Origin of the sequence: Kitasatospora sp. NPDC056731, assembly GCF_040687675.1 — a bacterium.
Lineage (GTDB): Bacteria > Actinomycetota > Actinomycetes > Streptomycetales > Streptomycetaceae > Kitasatospora.
This window is the reverse complement of record NZ_JBFBNR010000013.1, coordinates 171,199-194,699: the sequence shown is the minus strand read 5'-3', so window position 1 is coordinate 194,699 and position 23,501 is coordinate 171,199. Positions and strand designations below refer to the sequence as shown.

The window sequence follows — 23,501 nt, the reverse complement described above, 5'->3', positions numbered from 1 at the left end:
ACGCCCGTCGTCCGGGGGCGGCAGCGCCGAGAACTGCAGTATCCGAGAGAGAGAAGGCGGCCAGGTGACCGAGCTCGCAGCGACCACCCTCGATGCGCCCAGCACCGATTTGCAGGCCGTGCTCGACCGGGCCGCCGGCGGTGGCCGGATCACCCCGGAGGAGGCGCTGGAGCTGTACCGCTCGGCGCCGCTGCACGCGCTCGGCTCCGCCGCCGACGCGGTGCGCCGCCGCCGTTACGCCGGTACCGAGCACATCGCGACGTACATCATCGAGCGCAACATCAACTACACCAACGTCTGCGTGACGGCGTGCAAGTTCTGCGCCTTCTACGTGCCGCCGAAGAGCGACAAGGGCTGGTCCCGCGAGCTCGACGAGATCCTGCGCCGCTGCGCCGAGACCGTCGAACTGGGCGGCACCCAGATCATGTTCCAGGGCGGCCACCACCCGGACTACGGCGTGGAGTACTACGAGCGCGCGTTCTCGGCCATCAAGGCCGACTTCCCGCAGTTGGTGATCCACTCCCTGGGCGCCTCCGAGGTCGACCACATGGCCCGGATCTCGGGCGTCTCGATCGAGGAGGCCATCACCCGGATCCACCGGGCCGGCCTGGACTCCTTCGCCGGCGCCGGCGCCGAGCTGCTGCCCGCGCGGCCGCGCAAGGCGATCGCCCCGCTCAAGGAGTCCGGCGAGCGCTGGCTGGAGATCATGGAGGCCGCGCACGGCCTCGGCGTGGAGTCCACCTCCACCATGCTGATGGGCACCGGCGAGACCAACGCCGAGCGGATCGAGCACCTGCGGATGATCCGCGATGTGCAGGACCGCACCGGCGGCTTCCGGGCGTTCATCCCCTACACCTACCAGCCGCAGAACAACCACCTGAAGGGCTCGACGCAGGCCACCGTCTTCGAGTACCTGCGGATGATCGCGATCGCCCGCCTGTTCCTCGACAACATCGCCCACATCCAGGGCTCCTGGCTCACCACCGGCAAGGAGGCCGGCCAGCTGTCGCTGCACTACGGTGCGGACGACCTCGGCTCGGTCATGCTGGAGGAGAACGTCGTCTCGGCGGCCGGTGCCAAGCACCGCTCCAACCTCACCGAGCTGATCCACCTCATCCGGGCCGCCGACCGCGTCCCGGCGCAGCGCGCGACCACGTACGAGCACCTGCGGGTGCTGGACGACCCGGCCAACGACCCGGTGGACCCGCGGGTCGCCTCGCACATCGCCTCCACGGCGATCGAGGGCGGCACCGCGCACCCCGAGCTGAAGATCCTGGACAACTGAGGCCCGGGGCACCGCCGTGCTGACCCTGCACCGGGCGGCCCTGGTGCTGCCCGACCCGGCCGACCCCACCGCCCCGTCCCTCCCGGACGGGGCGGTGCTGGTGCGCGGCGACCGCGTCGAGGCCGTCGGACCGTACCGGGAACTGGCCGCCGCGCACCCGGGGGCGCGACTGCGGGACTGGGGCGCCGCGGTGCTCACGCCGGGGCTGCGCAACCCGTACGGGCACCGGCTGCTGGAACACGCCTACCACCCGGACCCGCGCGAGGAGATCGGCGTCGAACCGGTCGCGGACGGGCTGACGGGCTCCGCCGACGAGGGGCGCTGCGGCGCGAGCGCCCGGCGCGGGCTGCAACGGATGCTCGGGTTCGGGGTGACGGCGGTGGCCGGGCCGTTCGAGCGGGCCGCGGTGCGCACGGCCGTGGCGCGCTCCGGGCTGGTCGCGCTGCCGGGTGCCCCGGACGCGACGGACGGCCCGCTGGACCCGCTGTCGGTGCTGCCGCTCGCGGCGGCCGTGCACGGCCGGGTGGCGGCGGGCGGCCGGGCCGACTTCGCGGTGTTCCCGGCCGTTGGGGAGGGCTTCGCCCAGCCATCGCCGGGCGGTTGCCTGGCCGCCGTGCTGGGCGGGCGGTTGGTGTACCGGCGACGCTGAACGAGGCCGGGAACCGGGCGACGTACTCGCCAGTAGTCGGACTTCCTTGCGGCGTACGGCACTTCCTTCGTGTGCCGCCGAACTCCACTGTCCACTCTGTGGGGTGATTCCCCCTTCGCCGTGACCTGAGGGCCCGCCAGCGGATACGATCCCGGACAGCTCACTCCGTACCCTCACCACCTACCGCCCGTGCCCGCGGGTGGCGGGGCCGTGTCCCAGGCCCCGAAGGCAAGCCAGGACAGGAACCATGCGATCCGCGACCGTCCCCCCGCCGCGATCCCCGCGGATGGGCCGTGGTTGGTACCTCGCCGCCGTGCTCAGCGCCGTGCTGGCCGTCGGCATGTGCCTGCTCGGCTGGCGCCAGGCCGACCAGGCCGACCGGATCGGCGCCCACCCCGTGAGAGTCGAAGGCGTCGTCACCCAGCTCCCCACCGGCGGCGGCTCCTACAGCGCCGTCAGCTACCGGGCGTCCGGCCAGTCGCACACCGCGGCCGCGCTGCCGCTCGCCGACGGCGCCAGGATCGGCGACCCGATCTGCCTGGAGCACGCCGCCGACGACCCGGGCGCGGTGCGGATCTGCGGCGACACCTACCCGCAGCCGGTCGGCGTCGGCCTGGCCCGGTTCAGCGTGCCGGTCGCGGTCGGGATGTTCGTGATCTGCGTGCTGCGCATCCGGCGGCACCGGCGGGCGCTCGCGGTCCGCGCCGGGCAGGGCCGGCTGGCCACCACCGTCGCACTGGCGACCGGGGCGCTGGCCGACGGGATGCCCGCGATAACCCACGGCAAGCGCTCCCGGCGCCGGCGGCGCGCGGGCGGGCGGCGCGCGCAGCACTGACGGGGCGCGCAGCACCGGCGGGGCGCGTAGCGCCGGTGGGCCGGGCGGGGCGCCGGTGGGCTGGGCGGGGGCGCTGGGCGGCGGGGGCGCGCGGCGACGTCCGTGCGACGGGTGCCGGGTGGACGGGTCTGTGCGGCGGGGCCCGTGCGGCGGGTGCGGACGCCCCGCGGCGTGCCCCGTTGGTCGGGCTGTCGGCGCCAGGGTGAACAATGGGGGCGTGACCCGAGCCTCTCTGGACAAGCAGCCGCACGAAGTCGCCGCCATGTTCGACGACGTCGCGGCCAAGTACGACCGCACCAACGACGTGCTGTCCCTCGGCCAGGCCCGCGCCTGGCGCCGGGCGGTGGCCGAGGCGGTGGCCGCCGGACCGGGGGACCTCGTGCTCGACCTCGGAGCCGGCACCGGCACCTCCTCGCTGCCCTTCGCCGAGGCCGGCGCGCAGGTCGTTCCGTGCGACTTCTCCGTCGGCATGCTCGTCGAGGGCAAGCGCCGCCACCCCGAGCTGCCGCTCACCGCCGGCGACGCCACCCGGCTGCCGTTCGCGGACGGCACCTTCAACTCGGTGACGATCTCCTTCGCGCTGCGCAACGTCCAGGACACCGACGCGGCGCTGCGCGAGATGCAGCGCGTCACCAAGCCCGGCGGCAAGCTGGTGATCTGCGAGTTCTCCACCCCGACCTGGACGCCGTTCCGGACGGTCTACACCGAGTACCTGATGCGCGCCCTGCCGCCGGTCGCCACCGCGGTCAGCAGCAACCCGGACGCGTACGTGTACCTCGCCGAGTCCATCCGGTCCTGGCCCGACCAGCCCGAGCTGGCGGCCCGGCTGCAGGAGAGCGGCTGGTCCAAGGTCGCCTGGCGCAACCTCACCGGCGGCATCGTCGCGCTGCACCGGGCGTACAAGCTCGGGTAGCCGCTGCACCGGCGGGATGGGGGCGTGGTCGTTTCCGGCGGCGGGGACGGAACTAGACTGCCGGAGACAAAAGCCGCCGTCCCCACAGCCGCAGCTCCAGGAGAGTGTCCACCGTGTCCGAGACCGCAGCCGATCTGACGAAGCCGGACAGCCCGGTCGAGAGCACGGCCGACGTCATCGTGGTCGGCGCGGGTCCGGCCGGGTCCACCACCGCGTACTACCTCGCCCAGGCCGGGCTGGACGTGCTGCTGCTGGAGAAGACCGCGTTCCCGCGCGAGAAGGTCTGCGGCGACGGCCTCACCCCCCGCGCCACCAAGCAGCTGGTGGACATGGGCATCGACGTCTCCACCGAGAACGGCTGGCTGCACAACAAGGGCCTGCGCATCATCGGCGGCGGCGTCCGGCTGGAGCTGGACTGGCCCGAGCTGTCCGCCTTCCCCGACTACGGCCTGGTCCGCAAGCGCGCCGACTTCGACGAGCTGCTGGTCCGTCAGGCCGAGAAGGCCGGCGCCCGGCTCTACGAGCGCTGCAACGTCAGCGGGCCCGTCCTGGACGAGCGCACCGGCCGGATCGTCGGCGTCACCGCCAAGCTCGGCGACGAGAAGCGGCCGGTCACCTTCCGTGCCCCGCTGGTGGTCGCCGCCGACGGCAACTCCACCCGGCTCTCGCTCGCCATGGGCCTGCACCGCCGCGAGGACCGCCCGATGGGCGTCGCCTACCGGACGTACTTCACCTCGCCGCGCCACGACGACGACTACCTGGAGTCCTGGCTGGAGCTGTGGGACACCCGCGGCGGCCAGCGCAAGCAGCTGCCCGGGTACGGCTGGGTCTTCGGCATGGGCGACGGCACCTCCAACGTCGGCCTCGGCATCCTCAACTCCTCGCCCGCGTTCGGCGAACTCGACTGGCGCGAGGTGCTCAAGGCCTGGTGCGCCGGCATGCCGGAGGAGTGGGGCTACACCCCCGAGAACATGACCGACCCGATTCGCGGCGCCGCGCTGCCGATGGCCTTCAACCGGCAGCCGCACTACACCCGCGGCCTGCTGCTCGTCGGCGACGCGGGCGGCATGGTCAACCCGTTCAACGGCGAGGGCATCGCCTACGCGATGGAATCCGGCCAGATCGCCGCCGGCGTCATCGTCCAGGCCCACGCCCGGGTCACCGAGACCGGGCGCGAGCGCGCTCTGCAGGGCTACCCGCGCGTCCTCAAGGACGTCTACGGCGGCTACTACACGATGGGCCGCGCCTTCGTGAAGCTCATCGGCAACCCCAAGGTGATGCAGATCGCCACCCAGCGCGGCCTCACCCACCCGATGCTGATGCGCTTCACCCTCAAGATGCTCGCCAACCTCACCGACCCGCAGGGCGGCGACGCGATGGACCGCATCATCAACGGCCTCGCGAAGGTTGCGCCCAACGCGTAGCGGGCCCGGGGCCTTCCTTCTGGTCCCCCCGGCCCCCCGGTCCTTTCCAGGACCTCAAGGCGTCTCCTCCGCCGCCTTCCGCTCCCCGTCCGCCGGGCGGCGGGAGGCGGCGGAGCGCTGTTCGACGTAGGCGAGGCGGTCGGCGAAGACCCGGGCCGCGTCGGGGGTGAGCGTCCGGAGGGCGACGAGGGCGGTGAAGACGACGTCGCAGAGCTCGTGCTGGACGTCCTCCCAGCTGTGGGTGACGCCCTTGCGCGGGTTCTGGCCGGTGGCGCCGATCACCGCGGCGCCGACCTCGCCGACCTCCTCGGAGAGCTTGAGGATCCGCAGCAGGCGCTCCTCCCGGGGCGACTGCGTGCCCTGCTCGTCGAGCCACGCGACGAGGTGGTCCACGCTCTCCCAGATCCGGCTGTCCATGCGCGCTGCTCCCGTGCGGTGTCGTTGGTGCTGCCACCGTACGGGAGGCGCTGCCGACGCACGGGAACGGCGTGGGGGCGGGCGGTGAGGCACGGACGGTGAGGGGCTGGCGGTGAGGGGCGGACGGTGAGGGGCGGGCTCCCGGTCAGCGGGTGCTGATCTTCACGTGGCGGATGTTCACGGGGAGGGTGGGGAAGCCGTCGCCGGGGTTGTTCTGGTCGTCCTCGCCGCCCGCGGCGATCTTCTGCAGCACGTCCAGGCCCGCCGTGATCCGGCCGAACGGGGTGTAGGCGGGGGAGAGCTTGGTGTCCTTCCAGACGAAGAAGAACTGGCTGCCGTTGGTGTTCGGACCAGCGTTGGCCATCGCCACGGTGCCGGCCGGGTAGGTGGCGCCGGTCAGGTTCTCGTCTGGGAAGGAGTAGCCGGGCCCGCCGCTGCCCGTTCCGGTCGGGTCGCCGCACTGCAGGACGTAGAGCCGCTGGGTGGTGAGGCGGTGGCAGTGGCTGCGGTCGAAGTAGTCGTGCTCGGCGAGGAAACGGAACGAGAAGGTGGTGCAGGGCGCCTTGTCGGTCAACGCCTGGAAGGTGATCGCGCCCTGGCTGGTGCGCAGGGTGGCGCGGTAGGGCTGGGCGGCCTTCTTGGCGTCGAAGACCGGGATGCCCTTGAAGTTGTCGGCCGGCACCGCGGGCGTGTAGGTGCAGGCGGGCGCGGGCGGCGTGGTGTCCGCGACGGCGGTGCCGGTGCTCGCCGTGAGCGGGAGGACGGTGGCGACGGCGAGCAGAGCCCAGGGTGCGCGCTTCACGTGACGGGCCTTCCGAAGGGTGGTGGACGGCGGGGTTGGCATGGCGCCATCATCCATGCCGGGGCGGCGATCCGGTAGGGGGCGGTAGGGAGCGGTGGGGTTCAGGCCCCGTCGGGCGGGTGGAGGGTCAGGAGGACTCCGGGGGAACGGGGTTGGCCCGGGGGGCGAGGGTGAACAGTCCGGCGCGGGCGGCCAGTGCGGCGGCGTCGGCGGCCCGCTCGGCGGTGCGGGCGTCCAGCGGCTCGCCGGTGACGAACAGCCGGTAGTAGAGCGGGGCGGTGGCGGCCCGAACCACCTCGGCACCGTCGGTTCCGGTGGGCAACTCGCCTCGGGCGACGGCTCGTTCGGCGACCTCGGCGGCCTGGCGGTGACGGGAGGCGAAGAAGGCGCGCAGGGCGGTCGCGCCGGTGTCGGAGCGCTGGGCGGCGAAGATCAGCGCGGTGGGGGTGGCCCCCAGGTCGGGATCGGTGAAGACGGTGAACACCTCCCGGGTGATCAGTCGCAGGTCCTCGCGGAGGTCGCCGGTGTCGGGCAGCGGCCAGGGCTGGTCTGCCGAGGCGGTCAGGGCGTCCGCGACCAGGCCGTCCACTCCGCCCCACCGCCGGTACAGCGTCGCCTTGTGGACGCCGGAGCGGCTCGCGACCGCCTCGATGGTGAGGTCGTCGTACCCCTTCTCGGTGACCTCGGCGAGCGTGGCGGCGACCACCCCCTCCCGGACCCGGGCGCTGCGGCCGCCGGGGCGCGGGGTCGGGGTGCGGGGCTCGGGGTGGGTCGTTTCGAGGTGAGTCGTCGCGGGTGGTGCGGTGGTGGCGGGCTGTGCGGTGGTGGCGGGGTGGGTCGGCTCCGGGGTGTTCTCGTTCAAAGTCGACTCCAGTCGCGTTAAGGCTTGCTGCGGTGTGGCGGTCGTGCCATGCTCATCGTAATGCGACTTTGGTCGCGTTACGAGAGGAGCCTGCGTGACCGCCACCGCCATTCCCGACCCCACTGCCCTGCATCCGCTCGCCGGCCACGACCGGGTCGTCCTGCTGCGCCCGCTCGTCACCGACCCGCGGATCGAGGTCGGCGAGTACACCTACTTCGACGACCCCGAGGGGGCCACCCGCTTCGAGGAGCGCAACGTCCTCTACGCCTACGGACCCGAGCGGCTGGTGATCGGCAAGTACTGCGCGATCGCCACCGGGGCCCGCTTCCTGATGGCCGGCGCCGCCCACCCGACCATCGGCGTGTCCACCTTCCCGTTCACGATGTTCGGCGGCGAGTGGACCGAGCGGACCCTCGACCTCGTCACCGGCCTGCCCAGTCGGGGCGACACCGTGATCGGCAACGACGTCTGGTTCGGCTTCGGCGCCACCGTCCTGCCCGGCGTCCGGATCGGTGACGGCGCGATCATCGCGGCCGGTGCGATGGTCACCGCTGACGTCGAGCCGTACACCATCGTCGGCGGCAACCCCGCCCGGCCGATCCGGCGCCGCTTCGAGGGCGCCGACGTCGAGCGCCTGCTCCGTGCGGCCTGGTGGGACTGGCCGGTCGAGCTCGTCACCGAGCACGTCCCCGCCATCATGTCCGGGACCCCGGCCGACATCGAGGAGATCGCTGCGGCGAACGGCCTGCTCGCCCGCTGACCTGCCGGGCCTGGGAAGGGACGTTGGCCCCGGGGAGGCTGGAGCCCTCCGGAGATCCAGCGAGTTATGGCAGGGCGTTGATCACGGGTGGGCCGGTGCGGGAGGATGGCGTCCCCCTGCTCCATGCTCAGCCCCGTCGATAGCTGTGCCCTTCGCCCAGCTCCAGGGTCCGTCCGACGCCGTACGGTACTCGCGCCCCGCCGGTTCCGTTCGTTCGGAGGGATCTGACTCATGCGTGCCTCCCTGTCCATGTCTTCGTCCTCATCGGCCCTTCGCGACCTGCCGGTTCTCCTGGTGGCGGTGGTGTGGGGGTCGAGCTTCCTCGCCGTCCAGCGGGTGGCGGAGCCCGGGACGGCCGTGGCGATGCTGGTCCTGCGGTTCGGGCTGGTGCTGCCGCTGCTCGGGATGGTCGCCTGGCCGGCTCTACGGAGGCTGAGCCGCGCCGAGTGGCTGGGCGGCGGTGCACTGGGGCTGGTGCTCAGCGGGATCTTCCTGCTGGAGACGTACGGCGCCGTGCACACCTCCGCCACCAATGCCGGGCTGATCATCAGCCTCGCGATGGTGCTCACCCCGCTCGGCGAGAGCGTCCTCAGCCGGACGGCACCGCCCCGCGCCTTCCTCGCGGCCGCCGCGCTGGCCGTGCTCGGCGTCGCCCTGCTCACCGGGGACGGCGGGCTGCGCCCGCCTTCGCTCGGCGACCTGCTGGTGCTGGGAGCTGCCCTGGTTCGCTCGGCCTTCGTCCTGGCGACGGCCCGCGTCCGCGCCGTCCGCGAAACCGACATGCTGGCCCTGACCTGGGTCCAACTCGCCGTCGCGACCGCCGTGTTCGCGGCCGTCGCGCCAGCCGTAGGGCCGTCGCCGTGGGCCGTCGCCCGCTCGTACGGGCCCGGCCAGTGGGCCTGGTTGCTGCACCTGTCCCTGTTGTGCACGCTGTTCGCCTTCTTCGTTCAGATGTGGGCTGTCCGCGCCACCTCGCCGTCCCGGGTGAGTCTGCTGCTCGGCACCGAACCGCTGTGGGCCGCCGTCTTCGGCATCACCATCGCCGGGAACCGGATGGGGCCGCTCGCCCTGGTCGGCGGAGCCCTGGTCGTGGTCGCCACCGAGTGGGGTCGCCGCACCGCTCCCGTCGCCGCTCCCGTCACCGCTCCCGCCCCCGTCCGGCGCGGGGAGACTGAAGCCGCTGAGTCCGAGGTCGTCGAGTCCGAGGCCGCTGGATCTGTTGTTGCCGAGTCCGCGACCGGGGTCGGGGAGCGGGGCCCGGAGCCGGCCCCGGTGTGATCCGCTGTGGTGGTCACCGGCGACTCAGCGTCCGACGGGCGTAGTCGATGGTGACCGCGCCGAGCAGCGGACCCCATGCCACCAGCGGCAGGTAGGCGAGGGTCATCACCAGGCCGGCGGCACCGTGCGGGGAGTCCGGCTCCGCCATGTTCCGGCTCCAGCCGCCGACCGCCGCGGTTATCCCGAGCACGGTCAGAAACGCCGAGCCCAGCGCGCCCGGAACGATCGCGGCGAGCGGGTGCACCGCCCGGCCGCCGATCAGCGGGATCCAGCGCGGCGCCAGCTGGCCCCAGGGCCGGACCAGCCCGACGGTCAGGAAGGCCAGCGCTTCGGCCAGGGCGCTCAGCACCACGACGTAGACCGTGCCCCAGCCCGGCTGGTGCTCGGCGTACCGTGCGGCGGTGGCACCCGTGAAGCCGACCGGGACGCCGAAGCCGAACGCGATCCGCCACAGCCCCGAGGGAACGGTGGTCAGCACGGTGGCCTTGGCGGCGAACTCGGCCCAGCGTGGTGCGGGCGGGACGGCCGGACGGGTGGTGGTCCGGGCGTTGATCGCGAGCTTCGACATGGTGGTGAACTCCCTTCGCGGCCGGCCCTCCGGCCGCTTCGATGGCTCAAGCCTGGCCGTTCCACGCGGCGAGCGGCAGCTGCCGATCGGGCTGTTCTCCCTGCTCAACAGGCCTCTGAAATATGCCGATCGGCACAGGCGGGCAACCTGCGCCGCGTCGTAACGTGGCGGCAGTCGAAGGGAGGAGATGGCGATGAATCAGATGCTGGCGGTGATCGTCCCGGCCGCGCTTCCGCTGGTCCGGGCGGCGCGCAGGCGCCAGGGCATGGCGGTCGTGACCGCGACGGCCGGGGCGATGTCGGCCGCAGTCACGGTTGCCGTCTGGCTCACCGGCCGCTGGACGGAGTCGGACCGGTGGCCCGGGCTGGTCGGCCTGGTCGAACTGGCCGCCCTCCTGCTGTCCGTGGTCCTCGCCCTGCGCGTCGAGGACGGCCTCCGGTGCGCGCTGGCGACGTGGACGGCTTGCGGCGCGGTCGCGCTCTGGCCGTCCCGGTTCGAGGCGATCGGCGGGCCCGGAGACGTGCTCACCCTCTTCGGATTCGGGTCGATGCTGGCCCTGCCGGCCGTCCTGACCGGGCTCTACCTGCGCGGCCTGGACGAGGGGCGGTGTCGGGCGGTGGCCGAGGCCAGGCGTTCCCAGCGGCTCGAACTGGCCCACGACCTGCACGATTTCGTGGCGCACGACGTGAGCGGCATGGTCGCCCAGGCTCAGGCCGGGGTGTACCTGGCCGCGGCTGACCCAGCCCGGGCGGTGGAGATGTTCGAGCGGATAGAACAGGCCGGGCAGCGAGCCCTGGCCTCGCTGGACCGGACGGTTCAGCTGCTGCGCACGGAGGAGGGGAGTGGGCGCGGGCCGCAACAGGGGCTGGCCGAACTGGCGGAGGTGGCAGAGCGGTTCACCGCCTTGGGCGGCGCCGAGGTCCGGCTGGAGCTGCCGGACGGGCCGGTCCCCCGGGAGGTGGAGGGCACGGTCCACCGGATCGTGGTCGAGGCGCTGACCAACGTCCGGCGGCACGCTGCGGGCGCCCGGACGGTCGAGGTCCGTGCCCGTCACGCGGGCGGGTGGCTGGAGTTGACCGTGACGAACGACGGAATCGCACCCGGCGCGGGTGGGCGCCCGCGCGGTGGCGGCGGCAGTGGACTGCCGGGGCTGGCGGCCCGAGTGGAGGCGCTCGGCGGCACGTTCGCGGCAGGTACGGAGGAGCGGGAGGCCTGGCGGGTGGCGGCGAGACTGCCGCTGGAGATGCAGGAACGACAGGAGAGTCAGGAGAAACCAGTGATTCCGGTGAGGACCAGTTCAGGGGAGAGGTGGAAATGATCGGCAGCACAGGGCCGATCCGGATCCTGGTCGCGGACGACCAGGCCGATGTCCGCACCGCGTTCCGGATGATCCTGGACGTTCAGCCGGACATGTCGGTGGTGGCGGAGGTGGCGGACGGTGCCTCGGCGGTGGAGGAGGCCCGACGGCTTCGACCGGACGTCGTGCTCGCGGACATTCGAATGCCGAGGCTCGACGGCTTGGAGGTCACGAGGCAGCTGGCTGGCGAGTGCAAGGTGATCGTGGTGACCACCTTCGACCTGGACGAGTACGTGCATACGGCCCTGCGGCATGGGGCGGCCGGCTTCCTGTTGAAGCGATCAGGGCCAGTGCTGCTGATCGAGGCGGTGCGGGCGGCGATGGCCGGGGACGCGTTGATCAGTCCACAGGTCACCGTCCGGCTGCTGCGGCACATGACGGCGCCCGGGAGCGACCGTACGGCGGGAGCAGGGCTTTCGGCGGCGGCGCCGCTGATAGCCGGCCCGATCGAGGAACTGACCGCGAGAGAAAGGGAGATCGCCGAACAGGTGGCAGACGGCGCGACGAACGCCGAGATCGGAGCGGGGCTGTTCATCTCGCCGGGGACGGTCAAGAACCACCTCGCCAACGTCCAGCGCAAGCTCGGTGCCCGTAACCGGGTGGGCATCGCGGCCTGGGTCTGGGAGCAGGGCCGGTAGCCGGTAGCCGGTAACCGGCCCCGGTGAACGGTGGGGCGAGCCCGGACGCGGGCGCGAGGTCAGAGGGCAGCGGCCCCGAGGAAGGGCCCCGAGGAAGGGCCCCGAGGGAAGGGCCCCGAGGGAAGGGCCCCGAGGGAAGGGCCCCGAGGGAAGGGCAGCGCACGGAGGCCGGGGCGCCGCGCGCTGGGCCGGGCATGGCCCAGCGCAGGAGAGGGGTGGGCGGGGGGCGGGCGGGGTGGGGGGAGGGGGGAGGGCCCCAAGGACCGTTTCGCGCGCTTGTGAACGAAGGGTCAAGCGAGCGTTCGGCCCCCCGCCACCCCTCAGAGTGAGCCGCTATAACACGTCAACATGACGCCTCGAAATTTGCTCCTGTCGACGCATAGTTGGTATAGGAGCGCGGCTCTGACCAGCCGCTTCACAAGTAAATGCGACTGGTTGTGACCATTTGACTTCTTTGTGTTGACAACTCTGGGCATGTTCATATTCGGCACGATTCTCATCGTGGCGTAGATCACAAAGATGACGTTGAACTGCGTGTCGCAGATCACAAGCCGACGGGCATAGGATGCGCTCGTTCCAGGCTTTGTGAACTGCCTCACATGAGGTGGATCCCGGGAACCGGAACGCGGGTTCACCTCAGCGTGACCTGCCGGTTCCGATCTGCAGTCAAGGACGACTGGACGGAGGGAGCGGGGGCTATGAATGCCTACGCGCCGATCCTCGTACTCGGTGCCATCGCGGCGGCGTTCGCGGTCGGCTCCGTCGTGATGGCCTCACTCACCGGCCCCAAGCGCTACAACCGGGCCAAGTTGGAGGCGTACGAGTGCGGCATCGAGCCGACCCCGCAGCCCGTGGGCGGCGGTCGGTTCCCGATCAAGTACTACCTGACGGCGATGCTCTTCATCGTCTTCGACATCGAGATCGTCTTTCTCTATCCCTGGGCGGTGACCTTCGACGCCCTGGGGATCTTCGGGTTGGTCGAGATGCTCCTGTTCATCGCCACGGTCTTCGTCGCCTACGCCTACGTGTGGCGCCGCGGCGGCCTGGAGTGGGACTGAGCGCGGGGTGGCCGCCGCCTTTGTGAACGAGCGGACAAGCCCGAACGGGCCGACGTACCACAGGACTTGAGGGCTTCTTGAGGGCATTGAGAGGGATCTGATGGGAATCGAGGAGAAGCTGCCGAGCGGCTTTCTGCTCACGACCGTGGAGACGGCCGCCGGTTGGGTGCGCAAGGCGTCACTCTTCCCGGCCACCTTCGGTCTGGCCTGCTGCGCGATCGAGATGATGACCACCGGCGCCGGCCGCTACGACCTGGCCCGGTTCGGCATGGAGGTGTTCCGGGGCTCCCCCCGGCAGGCCGATCTGATGATCGTGGCGGGTCGGGTGAGCCAGAAGATGGCCCCGGTGCTGCGCCAGGTGTACGACCAGATGGCCAACCCGAAGTGGGTCATCTCGATGGGCGTCTGCGCCTCCTCGGGCGGGATGTTCAACAACTACGCGATCGTGCAGGGCGTCGACCACATCGTCCCGGTGGACATCTACCTGCCCGGTTGCCCGCCCCGCCCGGAGATGCTGATGGACGCCATCCTGAAGCTGCACGACAAGATCCAGCACGAGCCGCTGGGTGCGAACCGGATCCGGGCCGAGGAGCTCGGTGAGGCGCTCGCCCTCAAGGCCACCCCGGTCAGCGAGATGCGGGGGTTGCTGCGATGAACGAGCAGGTACCCGAGACCCGTCGTGAGCACCCGGTCCGCGAGATCCCGGTCGAGGTGGTCGGCCGCCGGCAGGGCATGTTCGGCGCCCTGGGCAGCGGTGACACCTCCGGCTTCGGCGGCCTGGCCGCGCCGATCGTGCTGCCCGGCCCGAGCGAACGGCCGTACGGCGGCTGGTTCGACGAGGTCGCCGACGAGCTGGAGGGCGCCCTGGAGGAGCAGGGCCTGGACCCGGCCGAGGTGATCGAGAAGACCGTCGTCGACCGCGGCGAGCTCACCTTCCACATCGACCGCGCCCACCTGCTCCGGACCGCCCGCACCCTGCGCGACGACCCGGCGCTGCGCTTCGAGCTGTGCCTGGGCGTGAGCGGCGTGCACTACCCCGACGACAAGGGCCGCGAGCTGCACGCGGTCTACCACCTGCGGTCGATCACCCACGGACGGCTGATCCGGGTGGAGGTCACCGCGCCGGACGCCGACCCGCACATCCCCTCCGTGGTGAGCGTCTACCCGACCAACGACTGGCACGAGCGCGAGGCCTACGACTTCTTCGGCCTGGTCTTCGACGGCCACCCGGCGCTCACCCGGATCATGATGCCGGACGACTGGCTGGGCCACCCGCAGCGCAAGGACTACCCGCTCGGCGGCATCCCCGTCGAGTACAAGGGCGCCCAGATCCCGGCTCCCGACCAGCGGAGGTCGTACAGCTGATGAGTACTCGGCACGACGAAGAGGCTCGGCACGACGAAGGGACTCGTCCCCACGAAGGAGCCGAGCAGGCAGAGGCCCGGGAGACCACCGAGGGCCGGGTCTTCACGGTCACCGGCGGCGACTGGGGCGAGGTGGTCGAGGCGGTCGGCCGGGCCGACGACGAGCGCATCATCGTCAACATGGGCCCCCAGCACCCGTCCACCCATGGCGTGCTGCGGCTGATCCTGGAGATCGACGGCGAGACGGTGAAGGAGGCCCGCTGCGGCATCGGCTACCTCCACACCGGCATCGAGAAGAACATGGAGTTCCGCAACTGGGTCCAGGGCACCACCTTCGTGACCCGGATGGACTACCTGACCCCGCTGTTCAACGAGACCGCGTACTGCCTGGCCGTCGAGAAGCTGCTCGGCATCACCGACGACATCCCGGACCGGGCCACCGTGATCCGGGTGCTGATGATGGAGCTCAACCGGATCGCCTCGCACCTGGTCTGCCTGGCCACCGGTGGCATGGAGATCGGCTCCACCACCCTGATGATCTACGGCTTCCGCGACCGCGAGCTGATCCTGGACGTCTTCGAGCTGGTCACCGGCCTGCGCATGAACCACGCGTACATGCGCCCCGGCGGCCTCGCCCAGGACCTGCCGCCCGGCGCCGTCGACCAGATCCGCGAGTGCGTGAAGACCCTGCGCTCCCGGATGCACGAGTACGACAAACTGGCCACCGGGAACCCGGTGTTCAAGGCCCGCCTGGTCGACGTCGGCTTCCTCGACCTGCCCGGCTGCCTGGCCCTCGGCGCCACCGGCCCGATCCTGCGCGCCACCGGCCTGCCGCACGACCTGCGCAAGACCGACCCGTACTGCGGCTACCAGGACTACGACTTCGAGGTCGCGATCGCGGACAGCGCCGATTCCTACGGCCGCTTCCTGATCCGCCTGGAGGAGATGCGGCAGTCGCTGGGGATCGTCGAGCAGTGCCTGGACCGGCTGCGGCCGGGCCCGGTGATGGTGGCCGACAAGAAGATCGCCTGGCCCGCCCAACTCGCCGTCGGCCCGGACGGGATGGGCAACTCGCTCGACCACATCCGCAAGATCATGGGCACCTCGATGGAGGCCCTGATCCACCACTTCAAGCTGGTCACCGAGGGCTTCCGGGTCCCGGTCGGCCAGGCGTACGCGGCGGTCGAGTCGCCCAAGGGCGAGCTGGGCGTGCACGTGGTCAGCGACGGCGGGACGCGCCCGTACCGGGTCCATTTCCGGGATCCGTCGTTCACCAATCTGCAGTCGATGGCGGCGATGTGCGAGGGCGGCCAGGTCGCCGACGTGATCGTCGCGGTGGCCGGGATCGACCCGGTGATGGGAGGCGTGGACCGGTGACAGACGTTCAGTTGGGGATGCCGGCGCTGCCGGCCACACCGTACCCCGAGGAGGTGCACGCCCGGCTGGCCGCCGACGCCGCGGAGCTGATCGGCCGCTACCCGCAGGCCCGGTCGGCGCTGCTGCCGCTGCTGCACCTGGTGCAGGCCGAGGAGGGCTTCGTCAGCCCGACCGGTATCCGGTTCTGTGCCGAGCAGTTGGACCTCACCACCGCCGAGGTGACCGCCGTCGCCACCTTCTACACCATGTACCGGCGGCGCCCGGCCGGGAAGTACCACGTCGGGGTCTGCACCAACACCCTGTGCGCGGTGCTCGGCGGCGACCAGATCTTCGACGAGCTCCAGCAGCACCTCGGCGTGCGCAACAACGAGACCACCGGGGACGGCGAGATCTCGATCGAGCACATCGAGTGCAACGCGGCCTGCGACTACGCGCCCGTGGTGATGGTCAACTGGGAGTTCTTCGACGACCAGACCCCGGAGAGCGCCAAGCGGCTGGTCGACGACCTGCGCGCGGGCCGGGAGGTCCGGCCGACCCGCGGCGCCCGGCTGTGCACCTTCAAGGAGTCCGCCCGGATCCTGGCGGGCTTCCCCGACGAGCGCCCGGGTGCCAACGACGAGTCCGGTGCGGGCGGCGCGCCCTCGCTGGCGGGCCTGCGCCTGGCCAAGGGCGAGGCGCTGCCCGGCACCGGCGGCACCAAGGTCGTCGCGCCCCGCCACGAGGGCGTCGGCCACGAAGGCACCGGCTACGAGGGCACCGGTCACGAGGGCACCGGCCACGAAGGGACGGAAGCGTGATGACCGCCGCCGAGCCGGCCGAGAAGCTGCTCACCCCCGTCCTGTCCGCCTCCTGGGACGACGACCGGCCCTGGACGCTGGCCACCTACCGCCGCCACCACGGCTACGACGGCCTCAAGGCGGCCCTGGCGATGCCGCCGGACGACGTGATCGCCCTGGTGAAGGACTCCGGGCTGCGCGGTCGCGGCGGCGCCGGCTTCCCCACCGGGATGAAGTGGCAGTTCATCCCGCAGAACGACGGCAAGCCGCACTACCTGGTGGTCAACGCGGACGAGTCCGAGCCGGGCACCTGCAAGGACATCCCGCTGCTGTTCGCCAACCCGCACGCGCTGATCGAGGGCATGATCATCGCCTCCTACGCGATCCGCTGCGACCACGCGTTCATCTACCTGCGCGGCGAGGTCGTCCCGGTGCTGCGCCGCCTGCACGCGGCCGTCGCCGAGGCGTACCAGGCCGGGCTGCTCGGCCGGGACATCCTCGGTTCGGGCGTCGACCTCGACATCACCGTGCACGCCGGCGCCGGCGCCTACATCTGCGGCGAGGAGACGGCGCTGCTGGACTCGCTGGAGGGCCGCCGCGGCCAGCCCCGGCTGCGGCCGCCGTTCCCGGCGATCGCCGGCCTGTACGCCTGCCCGACGGTGGTCAACAACGTCGAGTCGATCGCCTCGGTGCCGCCGATCCTGGCCCGCGGCAAGGAGTGGTTCAAGGGCCTGGGCACCGAGAAGTCCCCCGGCTTCACGCTGTACTCGCTCTCCGGCCACGTCACCAACCCCGGCCAGTACGAGGCGCCGCTGGGTATCACGCTGCGCCAGCTGCTGGACATGAGCGGCGGCGTCCGCCCTGGGCACCGGCTCAAGTTCTGGACCCCGGGCGGCTCGTCCACCCCGATGTTCACCGACGAGCACCTGGACGTCCCGCTGGACTACGAGGGTGTCGGCGCGGCCGGCTCGATGCTCGGCACCAAGGCGCTGCAGGTCTTCGACGAGACCACCTGCGTGGTGCGGGCGGTCACCCGCTGGACCGAGTTCTACGCCCACGAGTCCTGCGGCAAGTGCACCCCCTGCCGCGAGGGCACCTACTGGCTGGTCCAGTTGCTCAAGCGGATCGAGGCGGGCGCGGGCGTCGAGGGGGACCTGGAGAAGCTCCTCGACATCGCCGACAACATCAACGGCAAGTCCTTCTGCGCACTGGGCGACGGCGCCGCGAGCCCGATCGTCTCCTCCCTCCAGCACTTCCGGGCCGAGTACGAGCAGCACCTGGCCGAGCGCCGCTGCCCGTTCGACCCGGCCGCCTCCACCGTCTGGGCCGACGGCCCCCGCCCCGGCCACCAGTCCGCCACCGAAAGGGAGGTGCACGCGTGACGATCACAGAGCCATCCACCTCCACGGGCGACAAGGCCGCGGTCGAGCTGGTCACGCTCACCATCGACGGCGTCGAAGTGCAGGTCCCCAAGGGGACGTTGGTGATCCGGGCCGCCGAACGGATCGGCACCCAGATCCCGCGCTTCTGCGACCACCCGCTGCTCGACCCGGCCGGCGCCTGCCGGCAGTGCATCGTCGAGATCGAGGGCCAGCGCAAGCCCGTCGCCTCCTGCACCATCCCGGTCGCCGAGGGCATGGTGGTGCGCACCCAGGTGAGTTCGCCGGTGGCCGAGAAGGCGCAGCGCGGCGTGATGGAGCTGCTGCTGATCAACCACCCGCTGGACTGCCCGGTCTGCGACAAGGGCGGCGAGTGCCCGCTGCAGAACCAGGCGATGTCCACGGGTGACGCCGACACCCGCTTCGAGGGGATGAAGCGCACCTACGAGAAGCCGATCCCGCTCAGCACCCAGGTGCTGCTGGACCGGGAGCGCTGCGTGCTGTGCGCGCGCTGCACCCGCTTCTCGCAGCAGATCGCCGGGGACCCGTTCATCGACCTGCTGGAACGCGGCGCGCTCCAGCAGGTCGGCACCGGGGACGACGAGCCGCTCGACTCGTACTTCTCCGGGAACACCATCCAGATCTGCCCGGTGGGCGCCTTGACGTCGGCGGCCTACCGTTTCCGCTCCCGCCCGTTCGACCTGGTCTCCTCGCCGAGCGTGTGCGAGCACTGCTCCGCGGGCTGCGCCCAGCGCACCGACCACCGGCGCGGCAAGGTGCTGCGCCGGCTGGCGGGCGAGGACCCGGCGGTCAACGAGGAGTGGAACTGCGACAAGGGCCGGTTCGCGTTCCGCTACGCCCAGCAGCGGGATCGGATCGCGACCCCGCTGGTGCGGGTGGACGGCGAGCTGGTGCCCGTCTCCTGGCCGGAGGCGCTGGCCCGGGCCGCCGAGGGACTGCGCGGCGTCCGCGCCGGGGTGCTGACCGGTGGCCGGGTGACCGTCGAGGACGCCTACGCGTACGGGAAGTTCGCGCGGGTGGTGCTCGGCACCAACGACGTGGACTTCCGGGCCCGCCCGCACAGCGGCGAGGAGGCGGACTTCCTGGCCGCCGCCGTCGCCGGGCGCGGGGTGGACGTGGACGGCGAGGGCCTGACCTACGAGCAGTTGGAGCAGACGTCGGCGGTGCTGCTGGCGGGCTTCGAGCCGGAGGAGGAGTCGCCGATCGTCTTCCTGCGGCTGCGCAAGGCGAGCCGCGACCGGGGCCTGAAGGTGTACTCGGTGGCGGCGTTCGCCTCCCGGGGCCTGGCCAAGCTGCGCGGCGCGCTGCTGCCGGCCGCCCCGGGCACGGAGGCGGAGTGGTTCGCCGCGCTGGCCGCCGACGAGCCGCTGAACGACGAGGCCGGGCGGGCCGCCGAGCTGCTGCGCGGCCCGGGCGCGGTGATCCTGGTGGGCGAGCGGCTGGCCGCGGCCCCGGGCGCGCTGACGGCGGTGCTGCGGCTGGCGCACGCGACCGGCGCCCGGCTGGCGTGGGTGCCGCGCCGGGCGGGTGAGCGCGGTGCGGTCGAGGCGGGCCTGCTGCCGGGGCTGCTGCCCGGCGGCCGTCCGGTGGCGGTTCCGGCCGCCCGGGCGGAGGCTGCCGGGGTGTGGGGGGTGGCGGAGCTGCCGTCCGGGCCGGGCCGGGACACCGGCCAGATCCTGACGGCCGCGGCGCACGGTGAGCTGGACGCGCTGCTGGTCGGCGGCGTCGACCCGGACGACCTGCCGGATCCGGCGCTGGCCGACGCGGCGCTGGCGGCGGTGCCGTTCGTGGTGTCGCTGGAGCTGCGGCCCTCCGCGGTGACGGCGCGCGCGGACGTGGTGCTGCCGGTGGCGGCGGTGGCGGAGAAGGCCGGTGCCTTCCTGGACTGGGAGGGCCGGCTGCGGATGTTCGAGGCGGCGCTCAAGCCCGATCAGCAGATGGGCCGCCATCTGTACCCGGACCTGCGGGTGCTGACCATGCTGGCGGAGGCGCTGGGCCACCGGCTGGGTCTGCCGGACGTCCGGGCGGCCCGGCTGGAGCTGGACCACTTCACCCCGTGGGCGGGTGACCGGTCCGCGGACCCGGCCGCGCACCCCGGCGTGCTGCCCCGCCCGGCCACCGGCCAGGCGGTGCTGGCGGGTTGGCGTCAGCTGCTGGACAACGGCACGTTGCAGCAGGGCGATCCGCACCTGGCGGGCACCCGGCACCGGGCGGTGGCCCGGGTCTCGCCGGCCACCGCGAAGGAGATCGGCGCGTCGGAGGCCGGCGCCGGGGAGGGCGGGGCGCTGCGGCTGACCGGCCCGGCCGGCTCGCTGACCCTGCCGCTGGAGGTCACCGACTCGATTCCGGACCGCACGGTCTGGATCCCGCTCAACTCCACGCCGGGCGGCGCCCATCGCGCGCTCGGCACCACCGTCGGCCATCTGGTCACGATCGCCGTGGCCGCCCCCGAGCCGGCCGTCCGGGCCGAGGCCGCGGCGGGCGAAGCGGGCAGTGAAGGGGAGGAGCGATGACTCCGCAGCCGTACGAGACGCTCCACTTCTTCGGGCAGGACCCGTGGTGGATGGTGCTGCTGAAGGCGGTGTTCTGCTTCGGCTTCCTGGTCCTGACGGTGCTGATCGCGATCGTCTGGGAGCGCAAGGTGGTGGCCTGGATGCAACTGCGCATCGGGCCGAACCGGCACGGGCCGTGGGGGATGCTGCAGTCCCTGGCGGACGGCGTGAAGCTCGCGCTCAAGGAAGACCTGGTGGTCAAGGGCGCGGACAAGGTGGTCTACATCCTGGCCCCGATCGTCTGCGCCGTCCCGGCGTTCATGGCCTTCGCGGTGATCCCGTTCGGGCCGGCCGGCAACGAGGTGTCGATCTTCGGCACCCGGACGGCGATGCAGCTGACCGACTTCCCGGTGGCGCTGCTGTACATCCTGGCGACGGCCTCGATCGGCATCTACGGCATCGTGCTGGCGGGCTGGTCGTCCGGTTCGACGTACCCGCTGCTGGGCGGGCTGCGCTCGGCCGCGCAGATGGTCAGCTACGAGATCGCGATGGGCCTGTCCTTCGCGGCGGTGTTCATCTACTCGGGGTCGATGTCGACCTCGGAGATCGTGGCGCACCAGCAGCCGACCTGGTTCGCGGCGCTGCTGCCGGTGTCGTTCATCGTGTACATCATCGCGATGGTGGGTGAGACCAACCGGGCGCCGTTCGACCTCCCGGAGGCCGAGGGCGAGCTGGTCGGCGGCTTCAACACCGAGTACTCCTCGCTGAAGTTCGCGATGTTCATGCTGGCCGAGTACGTCAACATGGTGACCGTCTCGGCGGTGGCCTCCACCCTGTTCCTGGGCGGCTGGCGGGCCCCGTGGCCGGTGTCGACCTTCTGGGAGGGCGCCAACCACGGCTGGTGGCCGATGCTGTGGATCACGCTGAAGATCCAGCTGCTGCTGTTCTTCTTCATCTGGCTGCGCGGCACGCTGCCCCGGTTCCGCTACGACCAGTTCATGAAGCTGGGCTGGAAGGTGCTGATCCCGGTCTCGCTGGTGTGGCTGGTGCTGATCGCGAGCGTGCGGGCGCTGCGCAACGAGGGCTACGGCTTCGGCGAGGTGGTGCTGTACGTCGGCGCGCCGGTCGGGGCGATCCTGCTGCTCGCCCTGCTGCGGGACTTCCTGAAGAAGGAACCCGAGCCCGAACCAACCCTGCCGAAGGGGGAGTTCGACCCGATGGCGGGCGGCTACCCGGTGCCCCCGCTGCCCGGACAGGAGCTCCCGCCGGTGCCGCGTCGGCGCAGCCGGGCCCCGAAGCAACTCCAGGACGCCCTCAACGGGGCCGACCATACCGAAGGGAGCTGAACCGAGATGTCGTCCGACCAGACGGAGCGGGCCGAGCGGCCCGACAAGCCGTCGATCCTCGGCCCGGCCGCCGGCTTCGGCGTGACCTTCAAGGCCATGTTCAAGAAGCGGCTCACCGAGCAGTACCCGGAGCAGAAGAAGCCCACCGCTCCGCGCTTCCACGGCCGCCACCAGCTGAACCGGCACCCGGACGGCCTGGAGAAGTGCATCGGCTGCGAGCTGTGCGCGTGGGCCTGTCCGGCCGACGCCATCTATGTGGAGGGCGCGGACAACCGGGAGGAGGAGCGCTACTCGCCGGGCGAGCGCTACGGCGCGGTCTACCAGATCAACTACGCCCGCTGCATCCTGTGCGGGCTGTGCATCGAGGCCTGTCCGACCCGCGCGCTCACCATGACCAACGAGTACGAGCTGGCCGACTCCTCGCGCCGGGACCTGATCTTCACCAAGGAGCAGCTGCTGGTCGGCCTGTCCGAGGGCATGGTGGACTCCCCGCACTCGATCTTCCCGGGCGCCGACGAGGGCGCGTACTACCGGGGCGAGATCACCGCGGCGGCGCCCGGGACGGTCCAGCAGGAGCGCACCGACCGGGAGCGGGAGGTCCAGCAGTGACCTCCCTCAACCTGGCCGCGACCGGGACGACCTCCGTCGGGGAGGCCGTCCAGTTCTGGGTGCTCGCGGTGCTCGCGGTCGGCGGCGCGCTCGGCATGGTGCTGATGCGCAAGGCCGTGCACAGCGCGCTGTGCCTGGCGGCCACGATGATGGCGCTGGCGGTCTGTTACATGGCGCAGGGCGCGGTGTTCCTGGGCGTGGTGCAGATCGTCGTGTACACCGGCGCGATCATGATGCTGTTCCTGTTCGTGGTGATGCTGGTCGGCGTCACCAGCGAGGACTCCCTGAAGGAGCAGCTGAAGGGCCAGCGGGTCGCCGCGGTGCTGTGCGGGCTGGGCTTCGGCGTGCTGCTGATCGCCGGGATCGCCAACGCGCGGCTGGACCACTTCACCGGCCTGTCCGAGGCGAACGCCGAGGGCAATGTGCCGGGCCTGGCCCGGCTGATCTTCACCCGGTACGTGTGGGCGTTCGAGGTCACCGGCGCGCTGCTGATCACCGCGGCGATCGGTGCGATGGTGCTGACCCACCGCGAGCACGTGAAGGCGCCGAAGACGCAGCGCGAGCTGGCCGCCCAGCGGGTCGTGGACAACCTCCAGCTGCCGCCGCTGCCGGCGCCGGGCGTGTACGCGCGGCACAACGCGGTGGACGTTCCGGCGCTGCTGCCGGACGGCACGATCGCCGAGGACTCGGTGATGGCGACGCTGCGCGAGCGCGGCCAGGTCCGGGACGTCAGTCAGGAGATGCTGCGGCGGATGGCCGAGCTGGAGAACACCACGGCGGACTGGCTGGGCCGGCCGTCGTCCGAGCGGCCGGCGGTCGCCGGACCGCGCAAGTCCCTGGAGCCGGTGCCGGCGTCGGTGCCGGCATCGGTGAACGGCAAGGACGGCAACGGCGGTCCGAACGGTCTGAACGGCAACGGCGGTCTGAATGCCAAGGACGGCCTGAACGGCAAGGACGGCCTGAACGGCCGCGCCGACGAGGGGGGAGCGGAGTGAACCCGGTCAACTACCTGTACCTCGCGGCCCTGTTGTTCACCATCGGCGCGGCCGGAGTGCTGATCCGGCGCAACGCGATCGTGCTGTTCATGTGCGTGGAGCTGATGCTGAACGCCTCGAACCTCGCCCTGGTGACCTTCTCCCGGCTGCACGGCACCCTGGACGGTCAGATCATCGCGTTCTTCACGATGGTGGTCGCGGCGGCCGAGGTCGTGGTCGGCCTCGCCATCATCGTCTCCATCTTCCGGACCAGGCACTCCGCTTCGGTCGACGACAGCAATCTGATGAAGCTGTAG

General features: G+C 71.9%; 24 protein-coding genes. 20 read left to right on the top strand and 4 right to left on the bottom strand.

Features of this window, described 5'->3' with window-relative positions; translation table 11 throughout:
• The first annotated feature begins 64 nt into the window (after positions 1-64).
• From mqnC to AB0R04_RS16680, 5 genes are all read left to right on the top strand, one after another.
• Positions 65-1,285 (top strand): cyclic dehypoxanthinyl futalosine synthase, encoded by a 1,221-nt coding sequence (mqnC, locus tag AB0R04_RS16700; RefSeq protein ID WP_063348156.1) that lies wholly within the window; start codon positions 65-67, stop codon positions 1,283-1,285.
• A gap of 16 nt (positions 1,286-1,301) precedes the next feature.
• Positions 1,302-1,934 carry a hypothetical protein gene (locus AB0R04_RS16695; protein WP_363371737.1) on the top strand — a complete coding sequence of 211 codons (633 nt, stop codon included), beginning with the start codon at positions 1,302-1,304 and terminating at the stop codon, positions 1,932-1,934.
• 247 nt (positions 1,935-2,181) lie between these two features.
• Positions 2,182-2,769, top strand: a complete 588-nt coding sequence (locus AB0R04_RS16690) for a hypothetical protein (protein WP_159398455.1) — start codon at positions 2,182-2,184, stop codon at positions 2,767-2,769.
• 217 nt (positions 2,770-2,986) lie between these two features.
• Positions 2,987-3,682, top strand: coding sequence for a demethylmenaquinone methyltransferase (locus tag AB0R04_RS16685; RefSeq protein WP_363371734.1), 696 nt, complete (start codon positions 2,987-2,989; stop codon positions 3,680-3,682).
• A 134-nt stretch (positions 3,683-3,816) separates the two neighbouring features.
• Entirely contained in the window at positions 3,817-5,106 is a 1,290-nt protein-coding gene (locus AB0R04_RS16680; protein WP_063351195.1) for a geranylgeranyl reductase family protein, read from the top strand.
• A gap of 54 nt (positions 5,107-5,160) precedes the next feature.
• Here the strand turns inward: AB0R04_RS16680 and AB0R04_RS16675 are convergent, their stop codons facing one another.
• The 3 genes from AB0R04_RS16675 to AB0R04_RS16665 all read right to left on the bottom strand — a co-directional run bounded on the left by AB0R04_RS16675 (position 5,161) and on the right by AB0R04_RS16665 (position 7,187).
• Complete coding sequence (locus AB0R04_RS16675) at positions 5,161-5,523, bottom strand: MazG-like family protein (protein WP_063348152.1); 363 nt, start codon at positions 5,521-5,523, stop codon at positions 5,161-5,163.
• A 145-nt stretch (positions 5,524-5,668) separates the two neighbouring features.
• Entirely contained in the window at positions 5,669-6,367 is a 699-nt protein-coding gene (locus tag AB0R04_RS16670) for a peptidylprolyl isomerase (protein ID WP_363371732.1), read from the bottom strand.
• A gap of 85 nt (positions 6,368-6,452) precedes the next feature.
• A complete protein-coding gene (locus AB0R04_RS16665) occupies positions 6,453-7,187 on the bottom strand; it encodes a TetR/AcrR family transcriptional regulator (RefSeq protein ID WP_363371730.1) in 735 nt (244 codons plus the stop codon).
• A gap of 94 nt (positions 7,188-7,281) precedes the next feature.
• Here AB0R04_RS16665 and AB0R04_RS16660 point away from each other — a divergent pair, with 94 nt between their 5' ends.
• Positions 7,282-7,947: a CatB-related O-acetyltransferase gene (locus AB0R04_RS16660; protein WP_363371727.1), complete on the top strand. Its 666-nt coding sequence runs from the start codon at positions 7,282-7,284 to the stop codon at positions 7,945-7,947.
• A 249-nt stretch (positions 7,948-8,196) separates the two neighbouring features.
• Complete coding sequence (locus AB0R04_RS16655; RefSeq protein ID WP_363371724.1) at positions 8,197-9,225, top strand: DMT family transporter; 1,029 nt, start codon at positions 8,197-8,199, stop codon at positions 9,223-9,225.
• A 13-nt stretch (positions 9,226-9,238) separates the two neighbouring features.
• Here AB0R04_RS16655 and AB0R04_RS16650 read toward each other — a convergent pair whose 3' ends face one another.
• The gene (locus AB0R04_RS16650; protein WP_363371722.1) at positions 9,239-9,793 is read right to left on the bottom strand and encodes a hypothetical protein; all 555 of its coding nucleotides are present in this window, start codon (positions 9,791-9,793) and stop codon (positions 9,239-9,241) included.
• A gap of 193 nt (positions 9,794-9,986) precedes the next feature.
• Here AB0R04_RS16650 and AB0R04_RS16645 point away from each other — a divergent pair, with 193 nt between their 5' ends.
• From AB0R04_RS16645 to nuoK, 13 genes are all read left to right on the top strand, one after another.
• Positions 9,987-11,111, top strand: coding sequence for a histidine kinase (locus AB0R04_RS16645; protein WP_363371719.1), 1,125 nt, complete (start codon positions 9,987-9,989; stop codon positions 11,109-11,111).
• Positions 11,108-11,788 carry a response regulator transcription factor gene (locus AB0R04_RS16640; RefSeq protein ID WP_363371716.1) on the top strand — a complete coding sequence of 227 codons (681 nt, stop codon included), beginning with the start codon at positions 11,108-11,110 and terminating at the stop codon, positions 11,786-11,788. Before AB0R04_RS16645 ends, AB0R04_RS16640 begins: the two co-directional genes overlap by 4 nt.
• A 698-nt stretch (positions 11,789-12,486) precedes the next feature.
• On the top strand, positions 12,487-12,846 hold the full coding sequence (locus tag AB0R04_RS16635) for an NADH-quinone oxidoreductase subunit A (protein ID WP_030060100.1): 360 nt from the start codon (positions 12,487-12,489) through the stop codon (positions 12,844-12,846).
• 100 nt (positions 12,847-12,946) lie between these two features.
• Positions 12,947-13,501 (top strand): NADH-quinone oxidoreductase subunit B, encoded by a 555-nt coding sequence (locus AB0R04_RS16630; protein WP_063348147.1) that lies wholly within the window; start codon positions 12,947-12,949, stop codon positions 13,499-13,501.
• Positions 13,498-14,211: an NADH-quinone oxidoreductase subunit C gene (locus tag AB0R04_RS16625; RefSeq protein ID WP_363371713.1), complete on the top strand. Its 714-nt coding sequence runs from the start codon at positions 13,498-13,500 to the stop codon at positions 14,209-14,211. The genes AB0R04_RS16630 and AB0R04_RS16625 overlap by 4 nt, the downstream gene beginning before the upstream one ends.
• A complete protein-coding gene (locus tag AB0R04_RS16620; RefSeq protein ID WP_363371711.1) occupies positions 14,211-15,587 on the top strand; it encodes an NADH-quinone oxidoreductase subunit D in 1,377 nt (458 codons plus the stop codon). Before AB0R04_RS16625 ends, AB0R04_RS16620 begins: the two co-directional genes overlap by 1 nt.
• Before the next feature lie 17 nt (positions 15,588-15,604).
• A complete protein-coding gene (gene nuoE, locus AB0R04_RS16615; protein ID WP_363371778.1) occupies positions 15,605-16,384 on the top strand; it encodes an NADH-quinone oxidoreductase subunit NuoE in 780 nt (259 codons plus the stop codon).
• Complete coding sequence (gene nuoF / locus AB0R04_RS16610) at positions 16,384-17,745, top strand: NADH-quinone oxidoreductase subunit NuoF (RefSeq protein WP_363371709.1); 1,362 nt, start codon at positions 16,384-16,386, stop codon at positions 17,743-17,745. Before nuoE ends, nuoF begins: the two co-directional genes overlap by 1 nt.
• Complete coding sequence (locus AB0R04_RS16605; RefSeq protein ID WP_363371707.1) at positions 17,742-20,276, top strand: NADH-quinone oxidoreductase subunit G; 2,535 nt, start codon at positions 17,742-17,744, stop codon at positions 20,274-20,276. Before nuoF ends, AB0R04_RS16605 begins: the two co-directional genes overlap by 4 nt.
• Complete coding sequence (gene nuoH / locus AB0R04_RS16600) at positions 20,273-21,601, top strand: NADH-quinone oxidoreductase subunit NuoH (protein ID WP_363371705.1); 1,329 nt, start codon at positions 20,273-20,275, stop codon at positions 21,599-21,601. Before AB0R04_RS16605 ends, nuoH begins: the two co-directional genes overlap by 4 nt.
• A 6-nt stretch (positions 21,602-21,607) precedes the next feature.
• Complete coding sequence (gene nuoI, locus AB0R04_RS16595; protein WP_363371702.1) at positions 21,608-22,210, top strand: NADH-quinone oxidoreductase subunit NuoI; 603 nt, start codon at positions 21,608-21,610, stop codon at positions 22,208-22,210.
• On the top strand, positions 22,207-23,205 hold the full coding sequence (locus AB0R04_RS16590) for an NADH-quinone oxidoreductase subunit J (RefSeq protein ID WP_363371700.1): 999 nt from the start codon (positions 22,207-22,209) through the stop codon (positions 23,203-23,205). Before nuoI ends, AB0R04_RS16590 begins: the two co-directional genes overlap by 4 nt.
• Entirely contained in the window at positions 23,202-23,501 is a 300-nt protein-coding gene (nuoK, locus tag AB0R04_RS16585; RefSeq protein ID WP_030060110.1) for an NADH-quinone oxidoreductase subunit NuoK, read from the top strand. Before AB0R04_RS16590 ends, nuoK begins: the two co-directional genes overlap by 4 nt.